Genomic DNA, 25,490 nt, shown 5'->3' with positions numbered 1-25,490 from the left:
CCCGTCCCCGCTGGTCAAGGACGATTTTAACCACTTCGTGGCGAGCGACCCGCCGACGAACGTGAGAGTTCTCTCCAACCGTCCGCCGGCGGGTACCGAAACCGTGTCCGGGAACCCGGCGTTCGGTCAGCGGCCGTCGGCCGTTCTCGCGTCGTGCATCCGCTGTTCGGCGATCCGGTCGGCCGCCGCGGCCGGCGGGATCCCGTCCTCCTTCGCACGTGCGAAGATGGCCAGTGTGGTGTCGAAGATCTTCGCCGCCTTCGCCTTGCACCGTTCGAAGTCGAAGCCGTGCAGTTCGTCGGCGACCTGGATGACCCCGCCCGCGTTCACGACGTAGTCCGGCGCGTAGAGGATCCCGCGGTCCGCGAGGTCCTTCTCGACGCCCGGGTGGGCGAGCTGGTTGTTGGCCGCGCCGCACACCACCTTCGCGGTCAGCACCGGGACGGACTCGTCGCTCAGGGCGCCGCCGAGCGCGCAGGGGGCGTAGATGTCGAGCCCCTCGACCTGGATCAGCGCGTCGGTGTCGGCGGCGACACCCACGGCCGGGTGCCGGTCGGCGACGCGACACACGGCTTCCTGCCGTACGTCCGTGATCACGACCTCGGCGCCCTCCGCCAGGAGGTGCTCCACCAGGTGGTGGCCGACCTTGCCGACGCCCGCGATGCCGACGGTGCGGCCGCGCAGCGACGGGTCGCCCCACAGGTGCTGGGCGCTGGCCCGCATGCCCTGGTAGACGCCGTAGGCGGTGAGGACGGAGGAGTCGCCGGCGCCGCCGTGCTCCGGGGAGCGGCCGGTGGTCCAGCGGCACTCGCGGGCCACCACGTCCATGTCGGCGACATAGGTGCCGACGTCGCAGGCCGTCACGTACCGGCCGCCGAGCGAGGCCACGAACCGCCCGTAGGCGAGCAGCAGCTCCTCGGTCTTGTCCCGGTCCGGATCACCGATGATCACGGCCTTGCCGCCGCCGTGGTCGAGCCCGGCCATGGCGTTCTTGTACGACATCCCGCGCGCGAGGTTGAGGGCGTCGGCGACGGCCTCCTCCTCGTTCGCGTACGGGTAGAAGCGGGTACCGCCGAGGGCGGGGCCCAGCGCGGTGGAGTGGATGGCGATGACGGCCTTCAGGCCGGTTCTGCGGTCCTGGCAGAGCACGACCTGCTCGTGACCGCCCTGGTCCGAGTGGAACAGGGTGTGCAGGACGCCGGTGGAAACGTCGGCCACTGTGGTGACTCCCGGTTGTGTTCGGCGGGTGGAAGCTGGGCTCCCGTAAGGGTGGCGGGGGCTTGGCATGAGCGTAGAGCTATTGCCCGCCCACCATCCGCGCAGTGTCAAGGATCACTCTGCCGTGCCGCGTGTGCACGTATGAGCGTGGGACGATCTGCTGTGGTTTCCCGGCCGCCGACGGCCGGCTCCGCCGCGGGTTCCGCTGGTTTCGAGACCGGTCCGATGGGGAGGGAGCAGGCGTGCCCAAGGTGTCCTCGGTGGTCGTGCCCTACGCGACGTATCTGCGCGTGTACGAGCCGCTGGCCGCCTTCCCGGAGCCCGAGCGCGCCCACTGGGCGCGGTACGCCCGCCGCTCCGACCGGCCCTCGTACCAGGACGAACTGCGCCGCTCGCTGGCCGACCTGCTGCCCACCCCGCCGATCCCGGTGCCGGTGCAGGAGAGCGCCGACGCGTTCGTGCTGGAGGTGGACGGCGTCGTCTGCGTCTGCCCCTGGCGGACCCGGCTGCGTGGCTGGCAGGCCCTCCAGGAGCTGCCGGAGGAGCTGCCGAAGCCGGTCCTGGACGCGATGCTGCCCCCGCTGGTCCGGCGCCAGGCCGCGGTGGACTACGAGCGCTGGCTGGTGCGCAACCCTGACTCCCGGCCCTGGATCCGCACGGCGACCTGGCAGGTGCCGCTGAACTGGTTCGTGCTGGTCTCCGACGAAGAGCGCCGGTACGAGAAGGGCACCGGGGAGATCCCGCCCATGCTGCGCTACCGCACGCCGATGGTGCAGGCCCGGCGGCGGGTGGCCCGGGCGTTGCGCACGCTCAAGGACACGGTGGAGGAAGGGCCGCTGATCGACGGTCTGGTGGACGTCGGCCGCTGGCTGGAGGAGTTCCACCCGCGCTCGCTGGTCGAACTGGACTACGGCGGGCTGGTGCACGCGCTGCCCGCCGGTGATCTGGAGGACGACCATTCGGCGGCGGACGTGGCGGCCGGTGTGGCGGCGCTGCGGCAGGGGGACGGGGCCGCGGCGGGGGAGGCGTACGGGCGGCTGGTGGAGCGGTGGCGGTCGGTGCGGGACCGCCGGTCGGCGAACTGACCGCCGGTGTGAGCAGCCGTGCCCGGTGATCCGTACTGACTGACGGGTCGATACAGGGCGAGTGACGTACGTCACGGTCTAGATGCCGTAAAACAACGTACCTTGACGGCACCTTCGGTGAACTCACGGACGTTGGGCCCGATCCGGGCTTTTGTGGCAAGGGTGATGGATCACACTTACCCGGCCCTTGCGCCCCTTGCTACTCCTCGTGCCAAAATAGGACAAGGAGTCCGGGGAAGGCTCCTTCCGTCCAAGTGTGGTGCACTGTGGGCGGATTCTCCGCATTACGTGCTTTGGGGGGTCTGGTGACTCCCGATCGCCCCTGTGACTGATCGTCACAGGGGCGTGACTGTCCGCTATGGCATGGTCCATCGGCTTCCGCGGCTGATGACTACCTGGGAGGGCAATTCCATCGGTTTGGCCGACGCGGCTGGACAGATGGTGTAGTTGTAGTGCCGAGGACAAGCCGTTCGTCCTATAACCGACTCGACTCGCGTCCGCCATTTCGGGCAACGCGGGTCAAGGTGCAGAATTTAGAGGAAAGAACCGAGAAGGTTCGGTTCTCCCGAGGAGGCCGCTCATGACCGCTCGCACCCCTGATGCCGAGCCGCTGCTGACCCCGGCTGAGGTCGCCACCATGTTCCGTGTCGACCCCAAGACGGTCACGCGGTGGGCGAAGGCCGGCAAGCTCACGTCGATTCGCACGCTCGGCGGACACCGCCGTTACCGCGAGGCTGAGGTCCGCGCCCTGCTCGCGGGCATTCCGCAGCAGCGCAGCGAGGCCTGACCAACTGAATAGCGGGCAAACCGACCGGTCCCCCACTGGTCGAGGCGCCCCGAACCCTAGCTACAAGCGACGCGGGACCTGCCCCAACAGGGCCCACGCCCAGGCCGACTAGAACTTCTCAGGCAAGCGACACAGGGTGCGTCGTAGATCGCGCTGGACTCCGCCGGGTCCAGCGCGATCTTTTTTGTGCGCCTGTGGCGTCCTGTGGGGGCTTCTGGCGTCTTCGCCCGCCGTATGGGGCGGCGCTGTGAGCGGGCTTGGCGGACTCTGGGGAGGGCTGTCGGAGCGAGCCGACAGGGTGGTGCAATTGCACATATTAAATTGACTAGTTGTAGGAGGGGGGTAAGTACCGTTGTTTCCTGAACTCATGCGGTGACTCCCGTCACATACCGCACGGGTTGTTTGTGTCGCCCCTGGTGCGCTAATGGGGCGTGGGGCGCCATCGCCCCATGGCCGTAAGGGTGTTGGGTCCGGCCCGGCTCAGACGCCGGCCGACCGCTCGTCCTCCGTGGCGTCCTCGGGGGCTTCCGGCGGGCGCGGGGCGGTGTCCATGGCCAGCCGCAGCAGCCGATGGCAGACGGGACAGTGGCGGGTCAGGTGCCGGTACGACGAGGCGGCCGCCAGATGGGCCCTCAGGAGCGCCCGCGTCTCGTGCCGCACCGAAGCCGCCATACGCCACCTCCAGAGGGGCCGAGGGAAACCGGGCCCTGCTCCCTGGGTACCGACGGAATGTGACCCCGTCAATGGCCCAGACACGGTCCCGGACGCGCGGGCGTTGGACCGGGGGATACGACTGAGGCCCGCATCCCTCGGGGGGATGCGGGCGCGGCCTTGCGGTGCGCTGGGTACGACTGAGGCCCGCGACCCTTGCGGGTGCGGGCCTCGGCTTGTTGCGGTCCTGACGGGATTTGCTGTGTTTGATTGCGGCTCCGCCGCGGGCGCGGCCTTGCGGTGCGCTGGGTACGACTGAGGCCCGCGACCCTTGCGGGTGCGGGCCTCGGCTTGTTGCGGTCCTGACGGGATTTGCTGTGTTTGATTGCGGCTCCGCCGCGGGCGCGGCCTTGCGGTGCGCTGGGTATGGCTGAGGCCCGCGACCCTTGCGGGTGCGGGCCTCAATCTTGTGCGGTCCTGACGGGATTTGAACCCGCGGCCTCCACCTTGACAGGGTGGCGAGCACTCCAAACTGCTCCACAGGACCAGGTTTCGCGGCACTTTCTCTGCGCTGTGCTGCGAGAAGGACTGTACAGGAGGGGGAGGGTGCTGGTCGAACTCACCCTGCGTGAGCGGTCTGTTACGGCGCGGCCGAGTCGATCGCCTTCACGATCCGCTTGTCGGAGATCGGGTACGCCGTGCCCAGCGCGTGCGCGAAGTAGCTGACCCGGAGCTCCTCCAGCATCCAGCGGATGTCCAGGACCTGCTGCGGCACCGGACGCCCGCGCGGGAGCTGCTCCAGGAGCCAGGCGTACTCGTCCTGCATCTCGTGGACCTTCTCCATGCGGGTGGTGTCCCGCTGCACGTTCGTCGGCATCTGCTGGAGACGGCGGTCCGCCGCGACCAGATAGCGCATCAGGTCGGGCAGGCGTCGTATCCCGGCCCACGTCACGAAGCCCGGCTTCACGAGGGCGTCCAGCTGCTTGCGGACGTCCGTCAGGTTCGCGAGCAGCGCGGGGCTCCGGACGCCCTTCAGCCGCCGCTCACAGGCCTGCCAGGCGGCGAGCACCTGCTGCACCTGGCCCACCGTCCGTACCGTCGTGTCGACGATGTCGGCGCGCACCTTGTCGTACAGCTTCCGGTACGACTCCTCGTCCCACACCGGCCCGCCGAAGTCGGCGATCAGCTTGTCCGCCGCGGCCGTCGCGCAGTCGTCGAACAGGGCCTGGATCGTGCCGTGCGGGTTGGCGGACAGCGCCAGCTTCTGCGCGTTCGTCAGCTTCTCCGACGCGAACTTGGCCGGGTTCACCGGGATGTTGCGGAGGATGAGCCGGCGCATGCCCTTCCACATCGCCTCGGCCTGCTCCTCCTCGGTGTCGAAGAGGCGCACGGAGACCGTGTCGCCGTCGTCCACGAGGGCCGGGTACGCCTTCACCGGCTGTCCGGCCCGGCGCGTCTCGAAGACACGGGTGAGCGTGCCGATCGTCCAGTCGGTGAGCCCCTTGCGTTCCAGGGACTCGCCGCCCGCGCGGGACGCGGTGGCGGCCGCCGCCTGCGAGAGGGCCTGGCGCGCCTTGGGCTTCAGCCGCAGCCGCAGCGCCTCCAGGTCCTTGTCCTCGGCCAGCTTCCGGCGCCGTTCGTCGACGATCCGGAACGTGATCTTCAGGTGGTCCGGGACCTTCGCCCAGTCGAAGTCCTCGGCCTCGAAGGGGACGCCGACCATCCGCTTGAGCTCGCGGGCCATGGTCACGGTGAGGGGTTCCTGGAGTGGGACCGCCGTGTCCAGGAAGCGCTTCGCGAAGTTCGGCGCGGGCACGTAGTTACGGCGGATCGGCTTGGGGAGGGTGCGGATCAGTTCGGTGACCACCTCTTCCCTGAGGCCGGGGATCTGCCAGTCGAAGCCCTCGTCCGTGACCTGGTTGAGCACCTGGAGCGGGATGTGGACCGTCACACCGTCCGCGTCCGCGCCCGGCTCGAACTGGTACGTGACCCGGAACTTGAGCTGCCCCTGCCGCCAGGAGTCCGGATAGTCGGCCTTGGTGACCGCCTCCGCCGACTCCCGGATCAGCATCTCCCGCTCGAAGTCCAGGTACTCCGGCTGCTCGTGCCGCTTGTGCTTCCACCAGGAGTCGAAGTGGGCGCCGGAGACGACGTGGTCGGGCACCCGCTGGTCGTAGAAGTCGAACAGGGTGTCGTCGTCGACGACGATGTCCCGGCGCCGGGCGCGGTGTTCGAGCTCCTCGACCTCGCTCAGCAGCCTGCGGTTGTCCGCGAAGAACTTGTGGTGGGTGCGCCAGTCACCCTCCACCAGAGCGTTGCGAATGAAAAGCTCGCGGCTGACCTCGGGGTCGATCCGGCCGTAGTTCACCTTCCGGTCGGCGACGATCGGCACGCCGTACAACGTCACCTTCTCGAACGCCATCACGGCCGCCTGGTCCTTCTCCCAGTGCGGTTCGCTGTACGTCCGCTTGATGAGGTGCCCCGCGAGCGGCTCGACCCACTCCGGCTCGATCTTCGCGTTGACCCGGGCCCAGAGCCGGGACGTCTCCACCAGCTCGGCCGACATCACGAACCGGGGGGTCTTCTTGAACAGCGCCGAGCCCGGGAAGATCGCGAACTTGGCGTTCCGCGCGCCCAGGTACTCGTTCTTCGCGCCGTCCTTCACGTCCTTCATGCCGATGTGCGAGAGCAGTCCGGCGAGCAGGGAGACGTGCACGCGGTCGCCGGGGGCGTCCTCCTCGTTGAGGTGGATGCCCATCTGCTTGGCGACCGTGCGCAGCTGGCTGTAGATGTCCTGCCATTCGCGGATGCGCAGGAAGTTGAGGTACTCCTGCTTGCACATCCGCCGGAAGGAGCTGGAACCGCGCTCCTTCTGCTGTTCCCTGATGTACTTCCACAGGTTGAGGAAGGCGAGGAAGTCGCTGGTCTCGTCCCGGAAGCGGGCGTGCTGCTGGTCGGCCTGGGTCTGCTTGTCGGCCGGGCGCTCGCGCGGGTCCTGGATGGAGAGGGCGGCGGCGATGACCATGACCTCGCGGACACAGCCGTTCTTGTCGGCCTCCAGGACCATGCGGGCGAGCCGCGGGTCGACCGGCAGCTGGGCCAGCTTGCGGCCGCTGTCGGTGAGCCGCTTGCGGACGTCCTTCTCGTCCGGGTTCAGCGCGCCCAGCTCCTGGAGCAGCTGCACGCCGTCGCGGATGTTGCGGTGGTCCGGCGGGTCGATGAAGGGGAACTTCTCGATGTCGCCGAGCCCGGCCGCGGTCATCTGGAGGATGACGGAGGCGAGGTTCGTCCGCAGGATCTCGGCGTCGGTGAACTCCGGCCGGGCGAGGAAGTCCTCCTCGTCGTACAGCCGGATGCAGATGCCGTCGGACGTACGGCCGCAGCGGCCCTTGCGCTGGTTGGCGCTGGCCTGGCTGATCGGCTCGATGGGGAGCCGCTGGACCTTGGTGCGGTGGCTGTAGCGGCTGATCCGGGCGAAGCCGGGATCGATGACGTACTTGATGCCGGGGACGGTGAGCGAGGTCTCGGCCACGTTGGTGGCCAGCACGATCCGGCGGCCGGTGTGCGGCTGGAAGACCCGGTGCTGCTCGGCGTGCGAGAGCCGGGCGTAGAGCGGGAGGACCTCGGTGAACCGGTAGTTCTTCCTGGTGAGCGCGTCCGCGGTGTCCCGGATCTCCCGCTCGCCCGAGAGGAAGACGAGGATGTCGCCCTGGCCCTCGCCCTGGAGTTCCTCCACGGCGTCGCAGATGGCGGTGATCTGGTCCCGGTCGGCGTCCTCGGACTCCGCTTCGAGGAGCGGCCGGTAGCGGACCTCCACGGGGTACGTCCGCCCGCTCACCTCGACGATCGGGGCATCACCGAAGTGCCGGGAGAAGCGCTCGGGGTCGATGGTGGCGGAGGTGATGACCACCTTCAGGTCCGGGCGCTTCGGCAGCAGCTGGGCCAGGTAGCCCAGCAGGAAGTCGATGTTGAGGGACCGCTCGTGGGCCTCGTCGATGATGATCGTGTCGTAGGCGCGCAGCTCGCGGTCGGTCTGGATCTCGGCGAGCAGGATGCCGTCCGTCATCAGCTTGATGAAGGTGGCGTCCGGGTTCACCTGGTCGGTGAAGCGGACCTTCCAGCCGACGGACTCCCCGAGGGGCGTGCGCAGTTCCTCGGCGACGCGCTCGGCGACGGTGCGGGCGGCGATCCGGCGGGGCTGGGTGTGCCCGATCATGCCGCGCACCCCCCGCCCCAGTTCCAGGCAGATCTTCGGGATCTGGGTGGTCTTGCCGGAGCCGGTCTCACCGGCCACGATCACGACCTGGTGGTCGCGGATCGCAGCGGCGATCTCGTCCTTCTTCTGGCTGACGGGCAGCTGCTCGGGATACGACACGGCGGGCACGAGGGCGCGCCGGCCGGCCATCCGTTCCTCGGCCCTGGCCACCTCTGCCTCGATCTCGGCGAGGACGGCGGCGCGGGCCTCCGGCTTACGGATCTTGCGCGCGCCTTCCAGCCTGCGCCCGAGCCGGTGCGCGTCGCGCAGCGAGAGCTCGGTCAGGCGGGGGGCGAGGGCGCCGAGGGCGGGAGCGGGGTGCGTAGACATACGCGGTCCAGGATCTCACCTCGGGGAAATCCATGGCGAACGCTTTTGCCTCCGGCGGTTCGGCCGGGACAAGGGGGCTATTCGCCGCGTTGGGTGGGTGGGGCCGGGGTGGTCGCGGCCGGGGTGGCCGGGTCCGGGGTGGTCGCGGCCGGGGTGGCCGGGTCCGGGGTGGTCGCGGCCGGGGTGGCCGGGGTGGCCGGGTCCGGGGTGGTGGGTGCTGCGGTGGGGGCCGGGTGGGGGGTGGCGGTGTGGGCGGTGGCCGCGGCCGAGGAGACGAGCGACCTGGCGGTGTTGGACACCGCCTTGATCCCCAGGTAGGCCGTGGTCATGCTGCTCACCGCGGTGAACGCGGCGGTGAGCACGCCGATGATCACCGAGGTGTCGCCGTGCAGCCGCCAGACCCCGAAGACCGCGACCGCGGCGATCGCGAGATTGCTGACGACGACGGCGAGCAGCCCGTAGCGCGCCCGGGTCTTCTCCAGCTCGACGTCCTGGCCGACTCTGTCCTGGTCCCCGCTCATCGTCCCCGCCCTCTCGTCCCTCAGGTCCCTGCTGGTCCTCTGGTCCGTTCCGTCGACGCAGAACGTAGCGTCGTGCGTCCGTGCCGCCAAGCGGTCAGCCCGCCGGGGCCGCTTCGTAGGCGCCGAGGAGGTCGGCGGTGACGTTCACCGGTCCGGCACCGGCGTTGTAGAGGTCGATCTCGCCGTCGCCGCCCACCTTGACCAGCGCGCTGCCGGCCGCGCTGTGCCCCTTCGTGAAGTTCAGCGAGTAGACGCCGGGGCGCGGGCCGCCGTCGGCGTAGGCGACGAGGTAGCCGCTGCCGGACGGGGCGGCCACGGCGAGGTTCAGGTCGGCGGCGGTGACCCCGCTCGCCGGCACCCCGTGCGCGCCGGTGACCTTGAGCTCGAGGGTGGCGTGGGCGGCGACCTTGAGGACCGTGCGGGTGGGGACGGCGGGCAGGAACTCCGAGCCGGACGTCGTGGTGCCGTACCAGCCGGCGAGGTCCGCGACGAGGTGCGCCGACGCCTTGCTCTCGTTGTGCAGGACGACCTTTCCGTCGTACACGGGGATCACGATCTGGGCGGTGGCGGTCTGGCCGGTGGTCCAGTAGGGGCCGCTCACGACGGAGTCGTCGGTGCCGTGCGTGGCCACGGTGAGGTCGCCGGACGCCTTGGTGGTGGTGGCCGTGACGTCGAGGACCACCGCGTGCGCCCCCGCCGGTACACCGTGGGTGCCGCCGACCGTCAGCGTGACCGAGTGGCCGCCGGCGACCGGGCCGCGCACGCCGCCGGTGCCGGTGCGGGTGTCGAGCAGGCGGACCGGAGCGGCCGGGTGGTAGGCGTCGGCGTACTGGGCGTGCGACTGGAGGCCGACCGTCGCCACGTCGACCGTCACCGCGCCGGTGCTCGCGTTGTAGAGGTCCACGGAACCGGTCGGGCTCACCTTCACCGTCGTCTCGGCGGTGGCCGTACGGCCCGGTTCGAAGGTGATGCCGGCGGTGTTCGGGCGGGTGGTGCCGTGGGCGTAGAGGGTGAGCGCGCCGTTCGCCCTCGCGTGGCTGGTGACGAGCTGGAGCCGCACCGCGTCCACGCCGTTCGAGTCGGCCCGCAGGGTGGCCGCCGAGAGCCTGAGCACGCCGTGCGCGGCGATCGTCTTCTCGGTGTCGTACGCCGGGGACACGGCGACGAAGGCGTCCGCGGCGTGGAAGACGGTGGTGGCGGTGGTGGTGCGGCCGAGCAGGTCGGTCTGGGTGAGGGTGGCGGTGTAGGTGCCGGGGGCCGGGTACTGGTGCGTCGTCTGCGTGGCGCCGACGGCCAGGTTGTCCTGGGTGCCGTCCCCGTACTGGAGGGTCTGGTAGGCGACCTCCCATGCGTCGGCGGGTGTCGGCACCGCGAACCGTGCGGACCCCGCGTCGACCTGCCCGTTCGCGGTGTCCGGAGTGGCGGACAGACCGGCGGCGGGGGGTGCGGCCGTACCCGCCGCCACCCCGGCGTAGGACTTCTGGGCGGTCGTCCCGTCGGGTTCGGTGAACGTGATGCGCGGGTGGTACAGCCCCGGCGCGCTGTAGGTGTGCGTGACCGGGGTGCCGGGGGTGCCGGTGGCCGGGTCGCTGCCGTCGCCGAAGTCGACCGAGTAGGAGAGGGCCGCGCCCCAGGAGCTGGTGGCGTCGGTGTTCAGGGAGATGCCGAGCGGCGCGAGCCCCTTGGTGGGCGTCGGGACGTCGCCGGACGCGATGGTGAGGGTGTCCTGCCGTTCCAGGGCGCCCCGGTCGGGGTGGGTGGTGCCGGTGCCGGTGTTGTCGACCAGAAGGTCGTCGACGCGTGGGCTCCCCGTGAGGTCGGTGCTGAGTTCGCCGGGCGCGGTGGCGTCGGCCGAGTCGATCAGGGGGGAGTGCTCGGGCAGCGGCCCCGGATACGCCGTGACGCCGTCGATGTCATGCGTGCCCTGGCCGGTCCCCTCCCGGAACGCCGCGCTGGTGGCGTAGGCGGTGCCGGCCCAGGAGTACTCGGTGCGGGCCGGTGTGGAAGAGGATGAGGCGGTCGCCGCCGCGTTGTAGTCGGCGGTGACCTGGTTCGCGGAGTCGGCCGGCACCGCGTAGAGCGGAGCGGTCGGCGCCGGGCAGCTCCCGGTCTGCATGGAGCCGTTGGTGAGGGCCACGTTGTTCTCCACCACCCCGGAGCTCCCGCCGTCCAGGGAGATCCCGGTGGCGCAGGGGGCGAAGACGGTGTTGCTGGTGACGTCGGTGTCGGCGGCCCCCGACACCGCGATGCCGCCCTGCTGCTCCATGAAGATCAGGTTGCTCGTCACGGTGATCCGGGCCGCTCCCGGCTGCACCCGCACGCCGTACGCGGTGCTGGGGTTGAGCGTGTTCCGTGACACGGTCACGTCCGAGGAGGTGCCGTCCACGCCGATCGCCGTCCCGGTGACGGGAACCGTCGGGGCCGTGTTCTCGACCGTCAGCTGGTCCAGGGTCACGTGGTCGGACCCGGTCAACGCCACCACGTCCGAGTGGTGCTCGTCGCGGAAGGTCAGCGACTCGACCTGGACGTCGTGCACGCCCTTCAGGGTCAGCGCCGGTGCGGAGGCGGGAGTGGCGAGCACCGTCTTCAGACGGCTGGAGAGGGGCGCTCCGCTGAACGTGATCGGCTTGTCGCTGGTCCCCGACCGGGTGAGGACCACTGCTTCCGGGTGCGGTGACAACGAGTAGTCCCCGAGGATCCGGACCGTGTCCCCGGGTTCGACCACGTCCGCGGCGGTCTGTACGGAACAGAACGGCCGGCTCTCCGTCCCCGGCCCGCTGTCCGTGCACGTGAGGCTCTCGTTGTTGACGTACAGCGTCCGGTCCGACCCCGGGTCCGCCACCGCCGCCGCGGCACCCCAGCCGCTCATCACCCCCGCCACGACGATCGCGGCGAGGGACAGTCCTACGGCGGGGCGGGGTCTGTGCACGGGGGTCTCCACGGAGCGTTCGCGGGTGTGGCACGCGTTGACATGCAGTCGTCATGCTCGCAGGGCGTTCTCAAAGGAATGCCATGATCCGCCCCCGTCCTGCTCAAAACGATGTCGCCCGGCGGAGTGCACGAGAACAGCGCGGAGTGCACGAGAACAGCCCCTCCGGGATCCCGGAGGGGCTGTCTGTGGTGGCTGGGGCCGGGGTCGAACCGGCGACCTATCGCTTTTCAGGCGATCGCTCGTACCAACTGAGCTACCCAGCCACGAGGTTTCACGTGAAACCTCAGCGGTCCTGACGGGATTTGAACCCGCGGCCTCCACCTTGACAGGGTGGCGAGCACTCCAAACTGCTCCACAGGACCAAGCTGTTGTGTGCAACAGTGTCGCACACGATCTTGCGTGCCCCCAACGGGATTCGAACCCGTGCTACCGCCTTGAAAGGGCGGCGTCCTAGGCCGCTAGACGATGAGGGCTATCGGCCCGCCTGGGCGCTTCTCAGCGCGTCGGGGACGTGAGAAGCATATGGGATGGCGGGGAGTATCGCCAAAACGGTTTCCGGCGACGAGAGCCGCCGGTCGGTCACGTGGTCGGGAGGTGGCGGCTCACCTCGGCCGTCGTCTGGCCCAGACCGCCCAGCCTGATGGCGTCCCAGGCCTGGAGGCGGCGGGTGTCCCGGTCGAAGTAGAGGACCGAGGCCTCGATCGGGTCCGGGTACTTGCCCTCCACGGCGCGCAGCCCGCTGCCGCCCGTGGAGCCCTCCACCCGCAGCCGGGTGCCGTGCGGCAGCAGCTCCGTCTGCTCGTGGTGGATGTGCCCCGCCAGCACCAGGGGTACCTCGCCGTCCGTCATCCGGGCCGCCGTCGGCTCGTGCGCGATCGCCACGTCCACCGGGGTCCCGGCCGCCCGCTGCTCCCGCAGGGCCGTGGCCAGGCCGTCCCCGGCCCGCTCCTCGGCCGCGTCACCGCCGGGCACGGTCGAGCGGTCCGGGGTGAACTGGGGGTCGCCGACACCGGCGAAGCGCAGACCGCCGATCGTCTCGGCCCGGCCGTCGTCCAGGACGTGCACGTTCCGCATGCGGGACAGGTAGCGCTGGGTGACGCGGGAGTCGTGGTTCCCGCGGACCCAGACGTAGGACACCCCGAGGTCCTTGATCGGGTCCAGGAAGCCGTTCTCGGCCGCCGTGCCGTGGTCCATGGTGTCGCCGGAGTCCACGATCACGTTCACCTTGTACTGCTCCACCAGGGACGCGATGATCTTCCAGCTCGCCGGGTTGAGGTGGATGTCGGAGACGTGCAGGACCCGCAGGGTGGCCGGGTCGGGCGAGTAGGCGGGGAGCGTGGAGGTGACGTCGTACAGCTTCGTCACGTTCGTCACCAGGCGGGCCAGCTCCTTCTGGTAGACGTCGAACTCGGTGACGATGCTGCGCGCGTTGCCGACCACGGCAGGGGCGGAGGAGAGCAGGCCGGAGAACCTCGGTTCCAGGACCGACTCGGGGTTCCAGGTGGCGTACGCGGTCGCGCCGGACGTGGCGAGCAGGGCCAGGGCGAGGCCGCCGGCGGCCAGGGCGCGGCGCGGGCGGCGGTAGACAGCGAGGCCGAGGGCGGTGGCGCCGGCGACCACGGCGACGCAGGAGCGTTCGGCCAGGTCGAGGGTGCCGTGTTCGACGTCGTGGGCGACCTCGTCCTGGAGTCCGGCGAGACGCTCGGGGTGGTCGACGAGGGCCTGGGAGCGGACCGGGTCCAGCTGGTCGACGTTGACGTCGAGACGGACCGGTCCGGCGTGGGTGTCCAGATAGAGGGCGCCCAGCGGGGAGACGTTGATCTTCGTGCCCCCGTCGAGGGAGGGGCGCAGGGTCATCGTGGTGTCCATCGGGCCGACCTGGGTGCGGACGTTCCCGACGATCAGGAGGCCCAGCCAGGCGCCCAGGACGACGACCGCCGCCAGGCCGAGGACGCGGCTCCAGACGGGCGGTTCGTGTGCGTGCGGGTCGAGTTCCAGGACGGGCGGACGGGCTTGGGCTCGGGTGCGGACGCGGGCCATTGGGGCCGTATGCCCAGGCTCGGGGGTTGGTATGCGACGGTTCGTGGCCCGCCTGTCACGGGGCCGGGCTCAGCCCCAGCCCAGTTCGTGAAGGCGTTCGTCGTTGATCCCGAAGTGGTGGGCGATCTCGTGGATCACGGTCACGGCGACCTCGTGCACCACGTCCTGTGGGGTCTCGCAGGAGCGCAGCGTGGGGCCCATGTAGATCGAGACGCGGTCCGGGAGCACACCGGCGTACCACTCGCCGCGGTCGGTGAGCGGGGTCCCCTCGTACAGGCCCAGCAACTCCGGGTCGTCGGCCGGGGGCTCGTCCTCGACGAACACGGCGACGTTGTCCATCACCCGGGTCAGTTCCGGTGGGATCCGGTCCAGGGCCTCGCTCACGAGTTCCTCGAACGCTTCGCGTGTCATCTCCAGCACACGGCCATTGTCGGGGACGGAGCGCGCGGGCGGTGGGGGTCGGGGTGCCGGCTTCGGGTCCGGCGGTCCCGGCTCGGGCACCGCCGCACCGGGCGGCGCGGGCCGTGTGGCGGGGCGATGCTTCGGTCGTTTGTCCCCGGCGCGCGGTCAGCGTGTCCTCTTGCGGGCGGCGGGAGTTGGGCAGGTCGACTTCTTACTTCCCCCCGGAGGTGGCCGCCGTGCGCCCCTTGAACGTACCCGTCCGTCTGGCCGTCGCGGTGATGGCCGTCGCGGCCGCCGCCGGTTGTGTGAACGTGGGCGACGACGCGGGGAAGGCCAAGCCGTCGCACTCCGCGGGGCACCGGGGCGGTGACGCGGTCGCCGGGGGTTCCGGGGTGACCGGTGAGGGCGGCGCGGGGTACGGCGGTGCGGTGGCCGACGGGAAGCGGGGGCACGCGGGGAAGCCGCGGCCGGGGGAGTCGGCGTCGGCGTCCGGGCAGCCCGCGCAGGGCGGCGACAGCTCGGGACCGGACGCGCCGGCGCAGCCGGGCAGGAGTGTGGCGCCGGGGTCGCCCGCCGGGCCGCCGACGGGCGACCCGGCGTCCCCCACGCCCCCGGCGGTCACCCCCACCCCGCCCCCGGCCTCGCCCCCGCCGCCGCCCCCGGTGAGCGACCCGCCGTCGGCCGAACCGTCCTCGTCGGCACACGAGGAGACGGGACCGCAGCTCGTCCAACGGGAACCGGCGCCGGCGGCGGGGACCCCGGCGTAGCGGGCGGGAAGAGCGGGCTGGAAGAGCGGGCTGGAAGAGCGGGAAGAGAGCGGGAACAAGGGGGCGGGTTCCGGTGTTCTGGTGTCTGTCATCGTGCGCGTCCGGTCCGTGTGGCTGTACTGCTCTGAGCTGCGAAGTCGGGGCTCAGTTTGCCTTCGGGGGTAGTAGGTGCGTATGGTGGTAGATCGTTTGATCCCATTTGCCCGGCGCCACCGCAGAGCGCGCCGTGTGGCGCGTACTCTCCCTTGCCGTGGCGGACCGCATTGAGGCGGTCATGAGCGAATCACGGAGTTGACGGGCGCGTGCCGAAGAGACTCCGGAAGGTTTCGCATTCGCATGTCCGTGTCCAGTACTGATCAGTTCGTCGTGTCCGAGAACGAGTTCGAGAACGACGACCTGGTGACCAAGGCCTCCGACGAGGCCGCTGACACCACCGACACCACCCCCCAGACCACCTTCGCCGACCTCGGCCTCCCCGAGGGCGTCGTGCGCAAGCTCGCACAGAACGGCGTGACCACCCCCTTCCCGATCCAGGCCGCGACCATCCCGGACGCCCTGGTCGGCAAGGACATCCTCGGCCGCGGCCGCACCGGCTCCGGCAAGACCCTCTCCTTCGGTCTGCCCACCCTGGCCACGCTGGCCGGCGGCCACACCGAGAAGAAGCGGCCGCGTGCCGTCATCCTCACCCCCACGCGCGAGCTGGCGATGCAGGTCGCCGACGCGCTCCAGCCCTACGGCGACGTCCTCGGCCTGAAGATGAAGGTCGTCTGCGGCGGTACGTCCATGGGCAACCAGATCTACGCCCTGGAGCGCGGCGTCGACGTCCTCGTCGCCACCCCGGGCCGTCTCCGCGACATCATCAACCGCGGCGCCTGCTCCCTGGAGGACGTCCAGATCACCGTCCTCGACGAGGCCGACCAGATGTCCGACCTGGGCTTCCTGCCCGAGGTCACCGAGCTGCTCGACCAGGTCCCGGCCGGCGGCCAGCGCATGCTGTTCTCGGCCACCATGGAGAACGAGATCTCCACGCTGGTCAAGCGCTACCTGAGCAACCCCGTCACGCACGAGGTCGACAGCGCCCAGGGCAACGTCACGACCATGTCGCACCACATCCTGATCGTGAAGCCCAAGGACAAGGCGCCGGTCACCGCCGCGATCGCCTCCCGCAAGGGCCGCACGATCATCTTCGTCCGCACCCAGCTGGGCGCCGACCGCGTCGCCGAGCAGCTGCGTGACTCCGGTGTGAAGGCCGACGCGCTGCACGGCGGCATGACCCAGGGCGCCCGGACCCGCACCCTCGCCGACTTCAAGGACGGGTACGTCAACGTCCTCGTCGCCACCGACGTCGCCGCCCGCGGTATCCACGTCGACGGCATCGACCTGGTCCTCAACGTCGACCCGGCCGGTGACCACAAGGACTACCTGCACCGCGCGGGCCGCACCGCCCGGGCCGGCCGCACCGGCACCGTCGTGTCGCTCTCCCTCCCGCACCAGCGGCGCCAGATCTTCCGGCTGATGGAGGACGCGGGCGTCGACGCCGGGCGTCACATCATCAACTCCGGTACGGCCTTCGAGCCCGAGGTCGCCGAGATCACCGGTGCCCGTTCGATGACCGAGGTCCAGGCCGAGTCCGCGGGCAACGCGGCGCAGCAGGCCGAGCGCGAGGTCGCCCAGCTCACCAAGGAGCTGGAGCGGGCGCAGCGCCGGGCCGCCGAGCTGCGCGAGGAGGCCGACCGTCTGGTCGCCCGGGCCGCGCGCGAGCGCGGCGACGACCCGCAGACCGCGGTCGCCGAGGCGCAGGCCGAGGCCGAGGCTGTGACCGTGGTGGCCGAGGAGACCGTGGTGGAGGCGCAGCCGGAGGTCCCGGCGGCGCGCGACGCCCGGGACGGCCGGGACCGCGGCTTCGACCGCGACCGCCGTGACGACCGTGGTGGCCGCTCCTTCGACCGTGGTGACCGTCCGTTCAACCGTGACCGCGACCGTGGCTTCGAGCGTCGGGACGACCGTGGTGGCCGTCCCTTCGAGCGCCGCGACAACCGCGAGCGCGGTTTCGAGCGGCGTGACGACCGCCGTGACGACCGTGGCGGCCGCTCCTTCGACCGGGACCGCGACCGCACCGACCGTCCGTTCAACCGTGACCGCCGTGACGACCGTGGCGGCGACCGCGGGGGCCGTTCCTTCGAGCGCCGCGACGACCGCCGTGACGACCGTGGGGGCCGTTCCTTCGAGCGCCGCGACGACCGTGGCGGCGACCGCGGTGGCCGTTCCTTCGACCGCGACCGTGACGACCGCGGTGGCCGTTCGTTCGAGCGCCGTGACGACCGTGGCGGCTTCCGCCGGGACGAGCGCGGTGGCCACCGTGGCAGCGACCGTCCGTTCAACCGCGACCGCCGCGACGACCGCCCCGGCTTCCGCAGCGGCGGCCACGACCGCCCCGGCCACGACCGCCCGTACGGCCGTCGTGACGACCACCGTGGTTCGTCCTCCGGTTCCTTCGGGCGCCGCGACGACAAGCCGCGCTGGAAGCGCAACGGCTGACGTTCCGTGACACACGACTGAGCGCCGCGTCCCTCTCCGGAGGGGCGCGGCGCTCAGTCGTGTCCGGGACTATGATCGGCTCACTTCAGAGGGGACATGACAGCCGGGGGCGGGAAACCGAGCGGCGTGCGTCCCTTCTTCCGCACGGGGAGGATTCATCACCTTGGCTCGCCACGCCTTCGTGTCCGCGGCGGTCGCGGTCGCCGCGTCCGCCGCGCTCGTCACCGTCGCCGGTCCGGTGGGGACCGCTGTCGCGGTCGGCACCGCGCAGGAGACGGTCGTACCGGCCACCTACCGCAGCTCGAACCTCACGGCCTCCCTCCTCTACACCAACCCCATGTCCGGTGGGGACGGCGCGGGGACGCAGGGCGTCTTCCACCAGCTGGAGGGCCACTCACGCGCGGTCTGGACGCGGTACTCGGACGGCGAGTCCTTCGACACGCCGTCGGCCATGGGCGACAGCACGTTCTACAACAGGGGCACCGGCAGCGATGTCCTCGCCTACGTGCACGGCGGCGACGGGCGCATCGACCTGTGGAACGCGGTCGACGGCACCACCAGCACCGTCCGGATGCCCTCGGGCCAGTCGCTCTACGGCGTCTTCGGCACCACGGTCGCCACGAACCAGACCGTCACCGCCACGGACGGCACCACCACCAGGGTCAAGCGGCTGCTGACCCCCGGCGCCGACGGCACCACCAACGAGGTGATCGTGGGCGGAGCTCCCGAGGGCATGGTCATCGGCGGGCCGGTGCGCGGGGACGCGGACGGGTTCGTCTTCCGGGCCACACTGAACGGCTCCCCCGTCCTGGCCGTGGTCGACCCGAAGTCCGGCCAGGTCGAGGGCTGGACGTCCGCCCTGCCCTCCGGCACCAACCTCGGCATCAGGCTCTCGCCCGACCACATCGTGGTCTACGCCGGCGGCAGCGCCACCACCGCGTACGTCTACTCCCGCGCCGACCTCACGGCGGAGCCGGTCGCGGTGACCCTCGACTCCGCCGTGTCGTCCGGCGGCCTTGCGGTCGTGGGCGACTGGCTCGTCCACCAGCCGGGCGGCCGGGGACAGGTCACGGCCGTACCGATCGCGGGCGGTGCCCCGGTCACCCTGCTCGCCGCCTCGAACAGCGGACTGTCCGTCGGCCCGGACGGCACGGCGGTCGTGGTCGGCGGATCCGGCGCCGACGACTGGGGGGTGAGGCACATCACCGCCGGCGCCGACGGCAGGCCGGTCGCCACCGAGGCCAAGGCGCTGCCGAGACCGCCGTACCCGATCCAGGGGCTGTCGTTGGACCAGGGGCGGCTGGTGGAGGCGGACAACAGCTACTACGGAGGGCGCGACACCTTCGGCCGTACCGTCGCCGCGACCGGTACGCCCACGTACGGCGCACGCTCGAACTACGACGGCCCGGACGTGCTGCTGAGCAGTTGCCCGGCGACGGACGTCGGCTGCTCGCAGCTGTTCGGTACGGCCACGGGCCGAACGGTGTGGCTGGAGCGCGGCACCGGCGCCCATGACCGGCTCCGGGCGAACGGCCCCGCCCGGTACTCCTTCTGGGAAGACGGCGTCCCCGCCGGCGGCCGGATCACCGACGTCTCCGGCGAGTACGTCCTCTACACCACCGACACCCAGCAGTACGTCTACAAGATCGGCGACAGCGCGGGCCCCAAGGTCACCCGTACCACCGGCGCCGCCGCCCTCTCCGGCGATCTGCTCTGGACGGCGAGTGCCACGACCCCCGGGCAGGTCGGCGCGTACGACCTGGCGGCGAAGCGGACCGTCGAGACGCTCACCCTCGACGACGGCGGCTGCGCGCCCACCGAACTCCAGGCGAACGGCCGTTACCTGTACTGGAACTGCGGCGCCACGGCCGGGGTCTACGACCGTACGGCGAAGAAGTCGGTGCCCGTCCCGGGCGACGAGGCCAAGCTCGGGGACGGATTCCTCGTCACGCACGACAAGGCGGCCGGGAAGCTGGTGCTGACGACCGTCGCCGACGGGACTCCCGTCAGCCGGGTCGTCGGCGACCTGCCCGACACCGGCGTCTCGCAGCGGGACGTGCGCTGGACCGTCGACGAGTCCGGGGCGAACGCGGCCTATGTGGACGGTGAGGAGCAGATCCATCTCGTACCGTCCGGGGTGTCCGAGCAGCCGCTGCGGCTGCTCGCGCCCGCGCAGAGCGCGACGACCGTCGCCCCGCGCACGGTCGACACGACGCCGGACACGCTGACGAGCATGCTGTTGTCGAAGCCGGCGTCCGGCTGGAAGCTCACCGTGCGCTCCAAGGCGACCGGCGAGGTCGTCGACACGGCGGACGGGGGTGAGACGCGAGGCGCGCTGACGGTGGGCTGGTTCGCGATGGACCGGAAGGCGCCCGGAGACGTGCCGGTGCCGAACGGGGCGTACACATGGACGCTGTCCGTCACCCCCGCCGACGGAGCCGGGGCGCCGCTCCAGGTGACCGGTTCGGTGCGGATCGAGGCGGGGACTCCGGTGCGGCGCGACCACGTGGGCGCGGACGGCTTCGGTGATCTGCTCACGCTCAACTCCTCGGGCACGCTGACCTTCCAGAAGGGGACGGGCACGGGCGGCTTCGCCGGGAAGGTCTCCGGGAACGGCTGGGCGACGAAAACCGTCGCCGTGCCGTTCGGCGACCTGAACGAGGACCGCTGCAACGATGTGCTGGTGCGCCTGCCCAGCGGTGCGCTGCGCGCGTACCTGCCCGCCTGCGGCGCGGCACTCACCCCGTCGACGGGGTCCTGGAACCTCGGCACGAGCGGCTGGAACCAGTACGACGTGCTCACTTCGCCCGGTGACGTCACCGGCGACGGCCGCCCCGACCTGCTCGCCCGCAACGCCGCCACCGGCGCGGTGTACCTGTACCGGACGACCGGCACGGGCAGGCTCTCCGCACGCGCGCAGCTGTACGGCAACTGGAAGACGTACAAGAAGGTCGTCGGCGCCGGGGACCTGAACGGCGACGGCATCGGGGACCTGGTCGCGCAGGACCGGGCGAACAACCTGTACCGGTACTACGGCACCGGCAGGGGCGGCTTCGGCGGCCGGGTGCGGATCGCCACCGGGTGGGGCGCGTCGTACAACGCGCTCGTGGGAGTCGGGGACATCACGGGGGACGGGAAGAACGACCTGGTCGCGCGCGACACGGCCGGGAACCTGTACCGGCTGTCCGGCACCGGCAGGGGGACGTTCGCGGCGCGGGTGAAGATCGCGACGGGTTGGCAGGGCTACAAGGGCATTTTCTAGCCAAGTTGTGATGCATGTCACGCCCTCGGCGAGGGAATCGCTGGGGGCATGACAGATGACGCGACAGGCACGCCGCTCTCCGACGAGGAGCGGCTGGCCCAGCTCGGCTACACCCAGGTCCTGGCCCGCCGTATGTCGGCGTTCTCGAACTACGCCGTCTCGTTCACGATCATCTCGGTCCTCTCCGGCTGTCTCACCCTCTACCTCTTCGGCATGATCACCGGTGGCCCCGCGGTGATCACCTGGGGCTGGGTGGCCGTGGGCCTGATGACCCTCTTCGTGGGCCTGTCGATGGCCGAGATCTGCTCCGCCTATCCCACCTCGGCGGGCCTCTACTTCTGGGCCCACCGCCTGGCCCCGCCCCGCTCGGCCGCGGCCTGGGCGTGGTTCACGGGCTGGTTCAACGTGCTGGGCCAGGTGGCGGTGACGGCAGGAATCGACTTCGGCGCCGCGTCCTTCCTGGGCGCGTACCTGAACCTCCAGTTCGACTTCACCGTCACCCCTGGCCGCACGATCCTCCTCTTCGCGGCGATCCTGGTCCTGCACGGCCTCCTCAACACCTTCGGCGTCCGCATCGTCGCCATCCTGAACAGCGTCAGCGTGTGGTGGCACGTGGTCGGCGTCCTGGTGATCGTCGGCGCGCTGACCTTCGTGCCCGACCACCATCAGTCGGCGTCCTTCGTCTTCACGAAGTTCGTGAACGAGACGGGCTGGAGCAGCGGCCCGTACGTCGTCCTCCTGGGCCTGCTGATGGCGCAGTACACCTTCACCGGTTACGACGCCTCGGCGCACATGACCGAGGAGACCCACGACGCGTCGACGGCGGGCCCCAAGGGCATCGTCCGCTCGATCTGGACGTCGTGGATAGCCGGCTTCGTCCTCCTCCTCGGCTTCACGTTCGCGATCCAGTCCTACGACAAGGAGCTGAAGTCGCCGACGGGCGCGCCCCCGGCGCAGATCCTCCTGGACGCGCTCGGCGCGACGACCGGCAAACTCCTCCTCCTGGTCGTGATCGGCGCCCAGCTCTTCTGCGGGATGGCGTCGGTGACGGCCAACAGCCGCATGATCTACGCCTTCTCGCGCGACGGGGCGCTGCCCTTCTCCCGCGTCTGGCACACGGTCAGCCCGCGTACCCGCACCCCCGTGGCGGCGGTCTGGCTCGCGGCCGTCGCCGCGCTCGTCCTGGGCCTGCCCTACCTGATCAACTACACGGCCTACGCCGCCGTGACGTCGATCGCGGTGATCGGCCTGTACGTGGCGTACGTGATCCCGACGCTGCTGCGGGTGCGCAAGGGCGACGCGTTCGAGCGAGGGCCCTGGCACCTGGGCCGCTGGTCGCTGGTGATCGGCGTGATCTCGGTGACGTGGGTCGTCGTCATCACCGTTCTCTTCATGCTCCCGCAGGTCTCCCCGGTCACCTGGGAGACCTTCAACTACGCCCCGGTCGCCGTCCTCGTGGTCCTCGGCTTCGCCGCGGTCTGGTGGCAGGTCTCGGCCCGCCACTGGTTCCTCAGCCCGGACAGAGCACGCCACGAGGACACCGCCAAACTGGTCGATCTCTGACGCTCCGGGCCCACTTCCGCCACCCGACGCGGCCGTGACTCCGATACCCGATCGGCGACACGGCTCCGTCCGGCTATGCTCGGGGAGGCAACATCGCCTGGGCCGTTAGCTCAATTGGCAGAGCAGTGGACTTTTAATCCATTGGTTGTGGGTTCGAGTCCCACACGGCCTACCGAAACGCCCCCAGCTCAGACGTACTTCGAGCTGGGGGCGAGTCCGTTTTGGGACCCCTCCAAGATCGTCAGCTCAGCCAAAGCTCAACCGAAATGCAGACGATCATGGCTGGTGGCCGGGGCCTTCGGGCGCCCCGAATGCAGCGCGGGCGGCCACCCCGTGGGGGTGACCGCCCGGCCTGCCTCGGCGCCTCTCCAGAGCCGTAGCCCCAACGCCTCGGCAGGTTTGTGGGTGTCGGTTGCGTGAGCGTGCGTGAGCGCCGCAAACGACGTCTGTCCTGCGATGTAGGTTTTAACCTACAGACATTCGATCTTGACCAGTGGAGCTTGGTCGGGTGCCTGCTCGACCCGATCCGCTGCTCCCGCGCCGCCGGGCCATCGGCGAGAAGATCCGGGTCGCACGCGAGGCGGCCAAGCTGACTCAAGAAGAAGTCGCCAACCGCATCGGCCTCGACCGGCCATCCATCGTCCTCATCGAGGCCGGCACCCGGAACGCCACGATCAACACGCTCCTACGCATCTCCGACGTCATCGGCGTACCTCTCGCCGAGCTGGTGCGCTGAGCGGCCGCCCCGACGGGGGTGGCAGGGCGGCCGCCGGTCCGGCCCCGGAGCGTCGGCACCCCGGGACCGGAGCTCTACCAGCGCAGGCCGATGGCGTCGGTGGCCCCGCTGCGTATGTAGGGGTTGCCGTGCTCGCCCGGGCCGTGGTGGTCGGACGCGCTGCGCGTGCACCGGGTCCCACTGGAATGCGCGTCGGCGCACAGGCCGGCCGCGCGGTAGCCCGACCCGTCAGCTTGCTCGACCTGCTTCGTAGGGTCCGTCACGACGCTCGCACCTCCGCCCGGTACAGCCGGTACAGCCGGTCTGCCTCGGCGCACTCCTGGTGCACCGGTTTGTCGCCCTCCCACTTCGGCTTGCACGTGGGACAGCTGATGGAGTGGTCGCCGAGCGCGAACAGCGCTGCTTTCGCCGGAGCGGGCTCCGGCGTCTCTCCCGGCTGGTCGGTGAGCGGGACGAGATTGTGCTGGTCGCGGCACCGGTGGCAGGCGTAGAAGGACCACCCTGGGCCCGACCCTGCCTCGACAACCTGGACCAGCTGGACGTCTTCGCCAAGGCCCTTGTGCCAGTGGCACCACCCGTGCGTGCGGGGGCTGGCCGGGGGTGTATCAGTCTGCGTACTCTCGGTCATGTCGACTCCAGGCGTCGGCCACACCCGGGGCCGTTCGCGCGGCCGCCGGGGTTTTCAGCCAACGATCCGCTTCTGCACCACGGCTGCCATCCCCTCGACGGGTATACCCATCATGGGTACACCCCGAGTAACAGGCGGCCCGCCATGAACGGGGGACCCTGTGCCGGCGATCCAGCCGCCCACCGCCCTACCGGCCGCCGTCCTCGAACTACCCGTGATGGCCGAGGCCCTGCGCGCCCACGACTTCGGGACCGTCTTCCGTCTCGCCCGGCAGCACACCGGCGTCAGCTACCACCGGCTGGCCGCCGAGTGCGGCATCAAGCCCGAACGGGTCGGCTCCCTCGCCCGCGGCCGGGGCCGCGTCGAAAGCTACGACAAGATCGCCGCCATCGCGGACGCTCTACGAGTGCCGGGGCACATGGTCGGGCTCGCACCCCGCCCGTGGGAGACGACTGTCGACACGGCGGCCATCCGGCGCCGGGACGTCCTCGCCGCCGGCGCCGTCGGGCTGGCCGCGACCCTGCCCGACGTGCTCCCGCCGTCCGTACCGCAGCGTGCCGACGCGGGCACGGTTGCCCGCCTGCGTGAGCGAACCAACCGGCTGCGGCGCCTCGATGACGTCCTCGGCGGCGGCGACACGTACCGGCTGTACGCGACCGAGTACCAGCGGACGAGACGCATCCTGCGGACCAGCAGCTACAGCGAGGACGTCGGCCGCCAGCTCCTGGCGCTGGGCGCCGAGCAGGCGCAGCAGGCCGGATGGGCGGCGTTCGACGGAGGCCGCGAGCGGGAGGCGGTGAGCCTGTACCGCGAGAGCCGGTCAGCGGCCGAGGACGCGGGCGCCGAGGACCTCGCCCGCAACGCGCTCGCGTACCTCGCCTACCAGGCGACGGGCGCCGACCCGCGGGCCGCCGCCGCCATAGCGGCGCATTCCTGTGAGGCGATCACCGGGAACACCCCGGCCACCGTGCGCGCGCTGCTGTGGGAGCGATGCGCGTGGGCCCGGGCCGTGGCCGGAGACGCGGCCGGCACCGAGGCGGCGCTCGCCGAGGCGCGGGCCGCGCTCGGCGCGGACGACGCCAGCGACCCGCAGCCCGCGTGGTCGGCGTGGGTGGACCAGGTCGAGCTGGACATCATGGCGGGCCGCTGCTGGACGGAGCTGCGGCGGCCGCTGCGCGCGGTGCCCCACCTGGTCCGCGGCCTCGGCGCGTTCGACGATGCACACGCCCGGGACGCCTCCCTGTACTCGACGTGGCTCGCCGAGGCGTACACGACGGCCGGTGAGGTCGAAGAGGCCGCGCGAGTGGCAGGCCGGGCCCTGGAACTGGCCGACGGGGTGGCATCCGCCCGGCCCCGTCAGCGCATCGGGCAGGTGGTGTCCGCGCTCGCCCTTAAGTACGGCGCGGTGCCGGCGGTGGCCGAACTGGTGGAGCGGACGGCCTAGTCGGCGGTGGTGGAGCGGTCGATCCAGTCCAGGCATCCGGCCGCACCCCGCACGATCTCGGTCGCGCAGACCTCCGGGTTGTCCCAGGGATGGTGCTCGAGGAGGTGTCCCTCCAGCTCCGGGTAGCGGGCGCCGGTGGTCTTCAGGAGCAGCTGGTACTCCTCGCTGGTGCCGAACTCCCCGGCGTGCCAGAACACCGACGTCACCGGACCGATGATCTGGGCACCCGCGGCGAGCCGGGCGCGGACCGCGGACTGGGCGAGGGCAACGGCCTGCTCGCGGGTCTCGGTGGCAGTGGAGACGGTCAAGTAGTCAGCCATGCCCGTGAGGC

17 protein-coding genes, 5 tRNA genes and 1 pseudogene are annotated in these 25,490 nt (G+C 71.0%); 9 read left to right on the top strand and 14 right to left on the bottom strand.

What is annotated here, in order from left to right; genetic code table 11:
• Positions 1-126 precede the first annotated feature (126 nt).
• A complete protein-coding gene (locus AB0958_RS10070) occupies positions 127-1,218 on the bottom strand; it encodes a Glu/Leu/Phe/Val dehydrogenase dimerization domain-containing protein (protein WP_366889881.1) in 1,092 nt (363 codons plus the stop codon).
• 242 nt (positions 1,219-1,460) lie between these two features.
• On the opposite strand from AB0958_RS10070, the gene AB0958_RS10065 reads away from it, so the two are divergent.
• Together AB0958_RS10065 and bldC are read left to right on the top strand one after the other, a co-directional pair.
• Entirely contained in the window at positions 1,461-2,303 is an 843-nt protein-coding gene (locus AB0958_RS10065) for a hypothetical protein (protein ID WP_366889880.1), read from the top strand.
• Positions 2,304-2,883: 580 nt separating this feature from the next.
• Positions 2,884-3,090: a developmental transcriptional regulator BldC gene (bldC, locus tag AB0958_RS10060; protein WP_003949541.1), complete on the top strand. Its 207-nt coding sequence runs from the start codon at positions 2,884-2,886 to the stop codon at positions 3,088-3,090.
• Between the two features lie 480 nt (positions 3,091-3,570).
• On the opposite strand, the gene AB0958_RS10055 is transcribed toward bldC, so the two are convergent.
• From AB0958_RS10055 to AB0958_RS10010, 10 genes and pseudogenes are all read right to left on the bottom strand, one after another.
• Positions 3,571-3,762 (bottom strand): DUF6274 family protein, encoded by a 192-nt coding sequence (locus AB0958_RS10055; RefSeq protein ID WP_366889879.1) that lies wholly within the window; start codon positions 3,760-3,762, stop codon positions 3,571-3,573.
• Positions 3,763-4,213: 451 nt separating this feature from the next.
• Positions 4,214-4,288: transfer RNA gene (locus AB0958_RS10050), tRNA-Asp, on the bottom strand.
• 93 nt (positions 4,289-4,381) lie between these two features.
• Positions 4,382-8,326: an ATP-dependent RNA helicase HrpA gene (gene hrpA / locus AB0958_RS10045; RefSeq protein ID WP_366889878.1), complete on the bottom strand. Its 3,945-nt coding sequence runs from the start codon at positions 8,324-8,326 to the stop codon at positions 4,382-4,384.
• Between the two features lie 275 nt (positions 8,327-8,601).
• Positions 8,602-8,847 (bottom strand): annotated as a pseudogene (locus AB0958_RS10040) (hypothetical protein); the annotation flags it as partial.
• 94 nt (positions 8,848-8,941) lie between these two features.
• Positions 8,942-11,776 carry a PKD domain-containing protein gene (locus tag AB0958_RS10035; RefSeq protein WP_366889877.1) on the bottom strand — a complete coding sequence of 945 codons (2,835 nt, stop codon included), beginning with the start codon at positions 11,774-11,776 and terminating at the stop codon, positions 8,942-8,944.
• A 189-nt stretch (positions 11,777-11,965) separates the two neighbouring features.
• Positions 11,966-12,042 (bottom strand) — tRNA-Phe (locus AB0958_RS10030).
• A 24-nt stretch (positions 12,043-12,066) separates the two neighbouring features.
• Positions 12,067-12,141: transfer RNA gene (locus AB0958_RS10025), tRNA-Asp, on the bottom strand.
• A gap of 38 nt (positions 12,142-12,179) precedes the next feature.
• A tRNA-Glu gene (locus tag AB0958_RS10020) sits at positions 12,180-12,252 on the bottom strand.
• Positions 12,253-12,358: 106 nt separating this feature from the next.
• A complete protein-coding gene (locus tag AB0958_RS10015; RefSeq protein WP_366889876.1) occupies positions 12,359-13,819 on the bottom strand; it encodes a metallophosphoesterase in 1,461 nt (486 codons plus the stop codon).
• Positions 13,820-13,888: 69 nt separating this feature from the next.
• Positions 13,889-14,239, bottom strand: a complete 351-nt coding sequence (locus AB0958_RS10010; RefSeq protein ID WP_358971237.1) for a metallopeptidase family protein — start codon at positions 14,237-14,239, stop codon at positions 13,889-13,891.
• Positions 14,240-14,457: 218 nt separating this feature from the next.
• On the opposite strand from AB0958_RS10010, the gene AB0958_RS10005 reads away from it, so the two are divergent.
• The 6 genes from AB0958_RS10005 to AB0958_RS09980 all read left to right on the top strand — a co-directional run bounded on the left by AB0958_RS10005 (position 14,458) and on the right by AB0958_RS09980 (position 23,087).
• Positions 14,458-14,988 carry a hypothetical protein gene (locus tag AB0958_RS10005; RefSeq protein WP_366889875.1) on the top strand — a complete coding sequence of 177 codons (531 nt, stop codon included), beginning with the start codon at positions 14,458-14,460 and terminating at the stop codon, positions 14,986-14,988.
• 336 nt (positions 14,989-15,324) lie between these two features.
• Positions 15,325-17,526 carry a DEAD/DEAH box helicase gene (locus tag AB0958_RS10000; protein ID WP_366889874.1) on the top strand — a complete coding sequence of 734 codons (2,202 nt, stop codon included), beginning with the start codon at positions 15,325-15,327 and terminating at the stop codon, positions 17,524-17,526.
• Positions 17,527-17,689: 163 nt separating this feature from the next.
• Entirely contained in the window at positions 17,690-20,788 is a 3,099-nt protein-coding gene (locus tag AB0958_RS09995) for a VCBS repeat-containing protein (RefSeq protein ID WP_366889872.1), read from the top strand.
• A 48-nt stretch (positions 20,789-20,836) separates the two neighbouring features.
• Positions 20,837-22,351: an amino acid permease gene (locus tag AB0958_RS09990; protein ID WP_366889870.1), complete on the top strand. Its 1,515-nt coding sequence runs from the start codon at positions 20,837-20,839 to the stop codon at positions 22,349-22,351.
• A gap of 99 nt (positions 22,352-22,450) precedes the next feature.
• Positions 22,451-22,523 (top strand) — tRNA-Lys (locus AB0958_RS09985).
• Between the two features lie 336 nt (positions 22,524-22,859).
• Positions 22,860-23,087, top strand: coding sequence for a helix-turn-helix transcriptional regulator (locus AB0958_RS09980; RefSeq protein ID WP_359358891.1), 228 nt, complete (start codon positions 22,860-22,862; stop codon positions 23,085-23,087).
• A gap of 74 nt (positions 23,088-23,161) precedes the next feature.
• Here the strand turns inward: AB0958_RS09980 and AB0958_RS09975 are convergent, their stop codons facing one another.
• Complete coding sequence (locus AB0958_RS09975) at positions 23,162-23,350, bottom strand: hypothetical protein (protein ID WP_359358894.1); 189 nt, start codon at positions 23,348-23,350, stop codon at positions 23,162-23,164.
• A complete protein-coding gene (locus AB0958_RS09970) occupies positions 23,347-23,715 on the bottom strand; it encodes a hypothetical protein (protein WP_366889869.1) in 369 nt (122 codons plus the stop codon). The genes AB0958_RS09975 and AB0958_RS09970 overlap by 4 nt, the downstream gene beginning before the upstream one ends.
• Before the next feature lie 160 nt (positions 23,716-23,875).
• Between AB0958_RS09970 and AB0958_RS09965 the strand changes: the two genes are divergently transcribed.
• Positions 23,876-25,159, top strand: coding sequence for a helix-turn-helix transcriptional regulator (locus tag AB0958_RS09965; protein ID WP_366889868.1), 1,284 nt, complete (start codon positions 23,876-23,878; stop codon positions 25,157-25,159).
• Here the strand turns inward: AB0958_RS09965 and cutA are convergent.
• Positions 25,156-25,479, bottom strand: coding sequence for a divalent-cation tolerance protein CutA (cutA, locus tag AB0958_RS09960; RefSeq protein ID WP_366889867.1), 324 nt, complete (start codon positions 25,477-25,479; stop codon positions 25,156-25,158). The two genes, AB0958_RS09965 and cutA, sit on opposite strands and share 4 nt — an antisense overlap.
• Between the last annotated feature and the right edge of the window lie 11 nt (positions 25,480-25,490).

This window comes from Streptomyces sp. NPDC006655, from assembly GCF_040703965.1.
Taxonomy (GTDB): domain Bacteria; phylum Actinomycetota; class Actinomycetes; order Streptomycetales; family Streptomycetaceae; genus Streptomyces.
The sequence above is the reverse complement of the archived record's forward strand: the minus strand, read 5'-3'. Positions and strand labels throughout refer to the sequence as shown.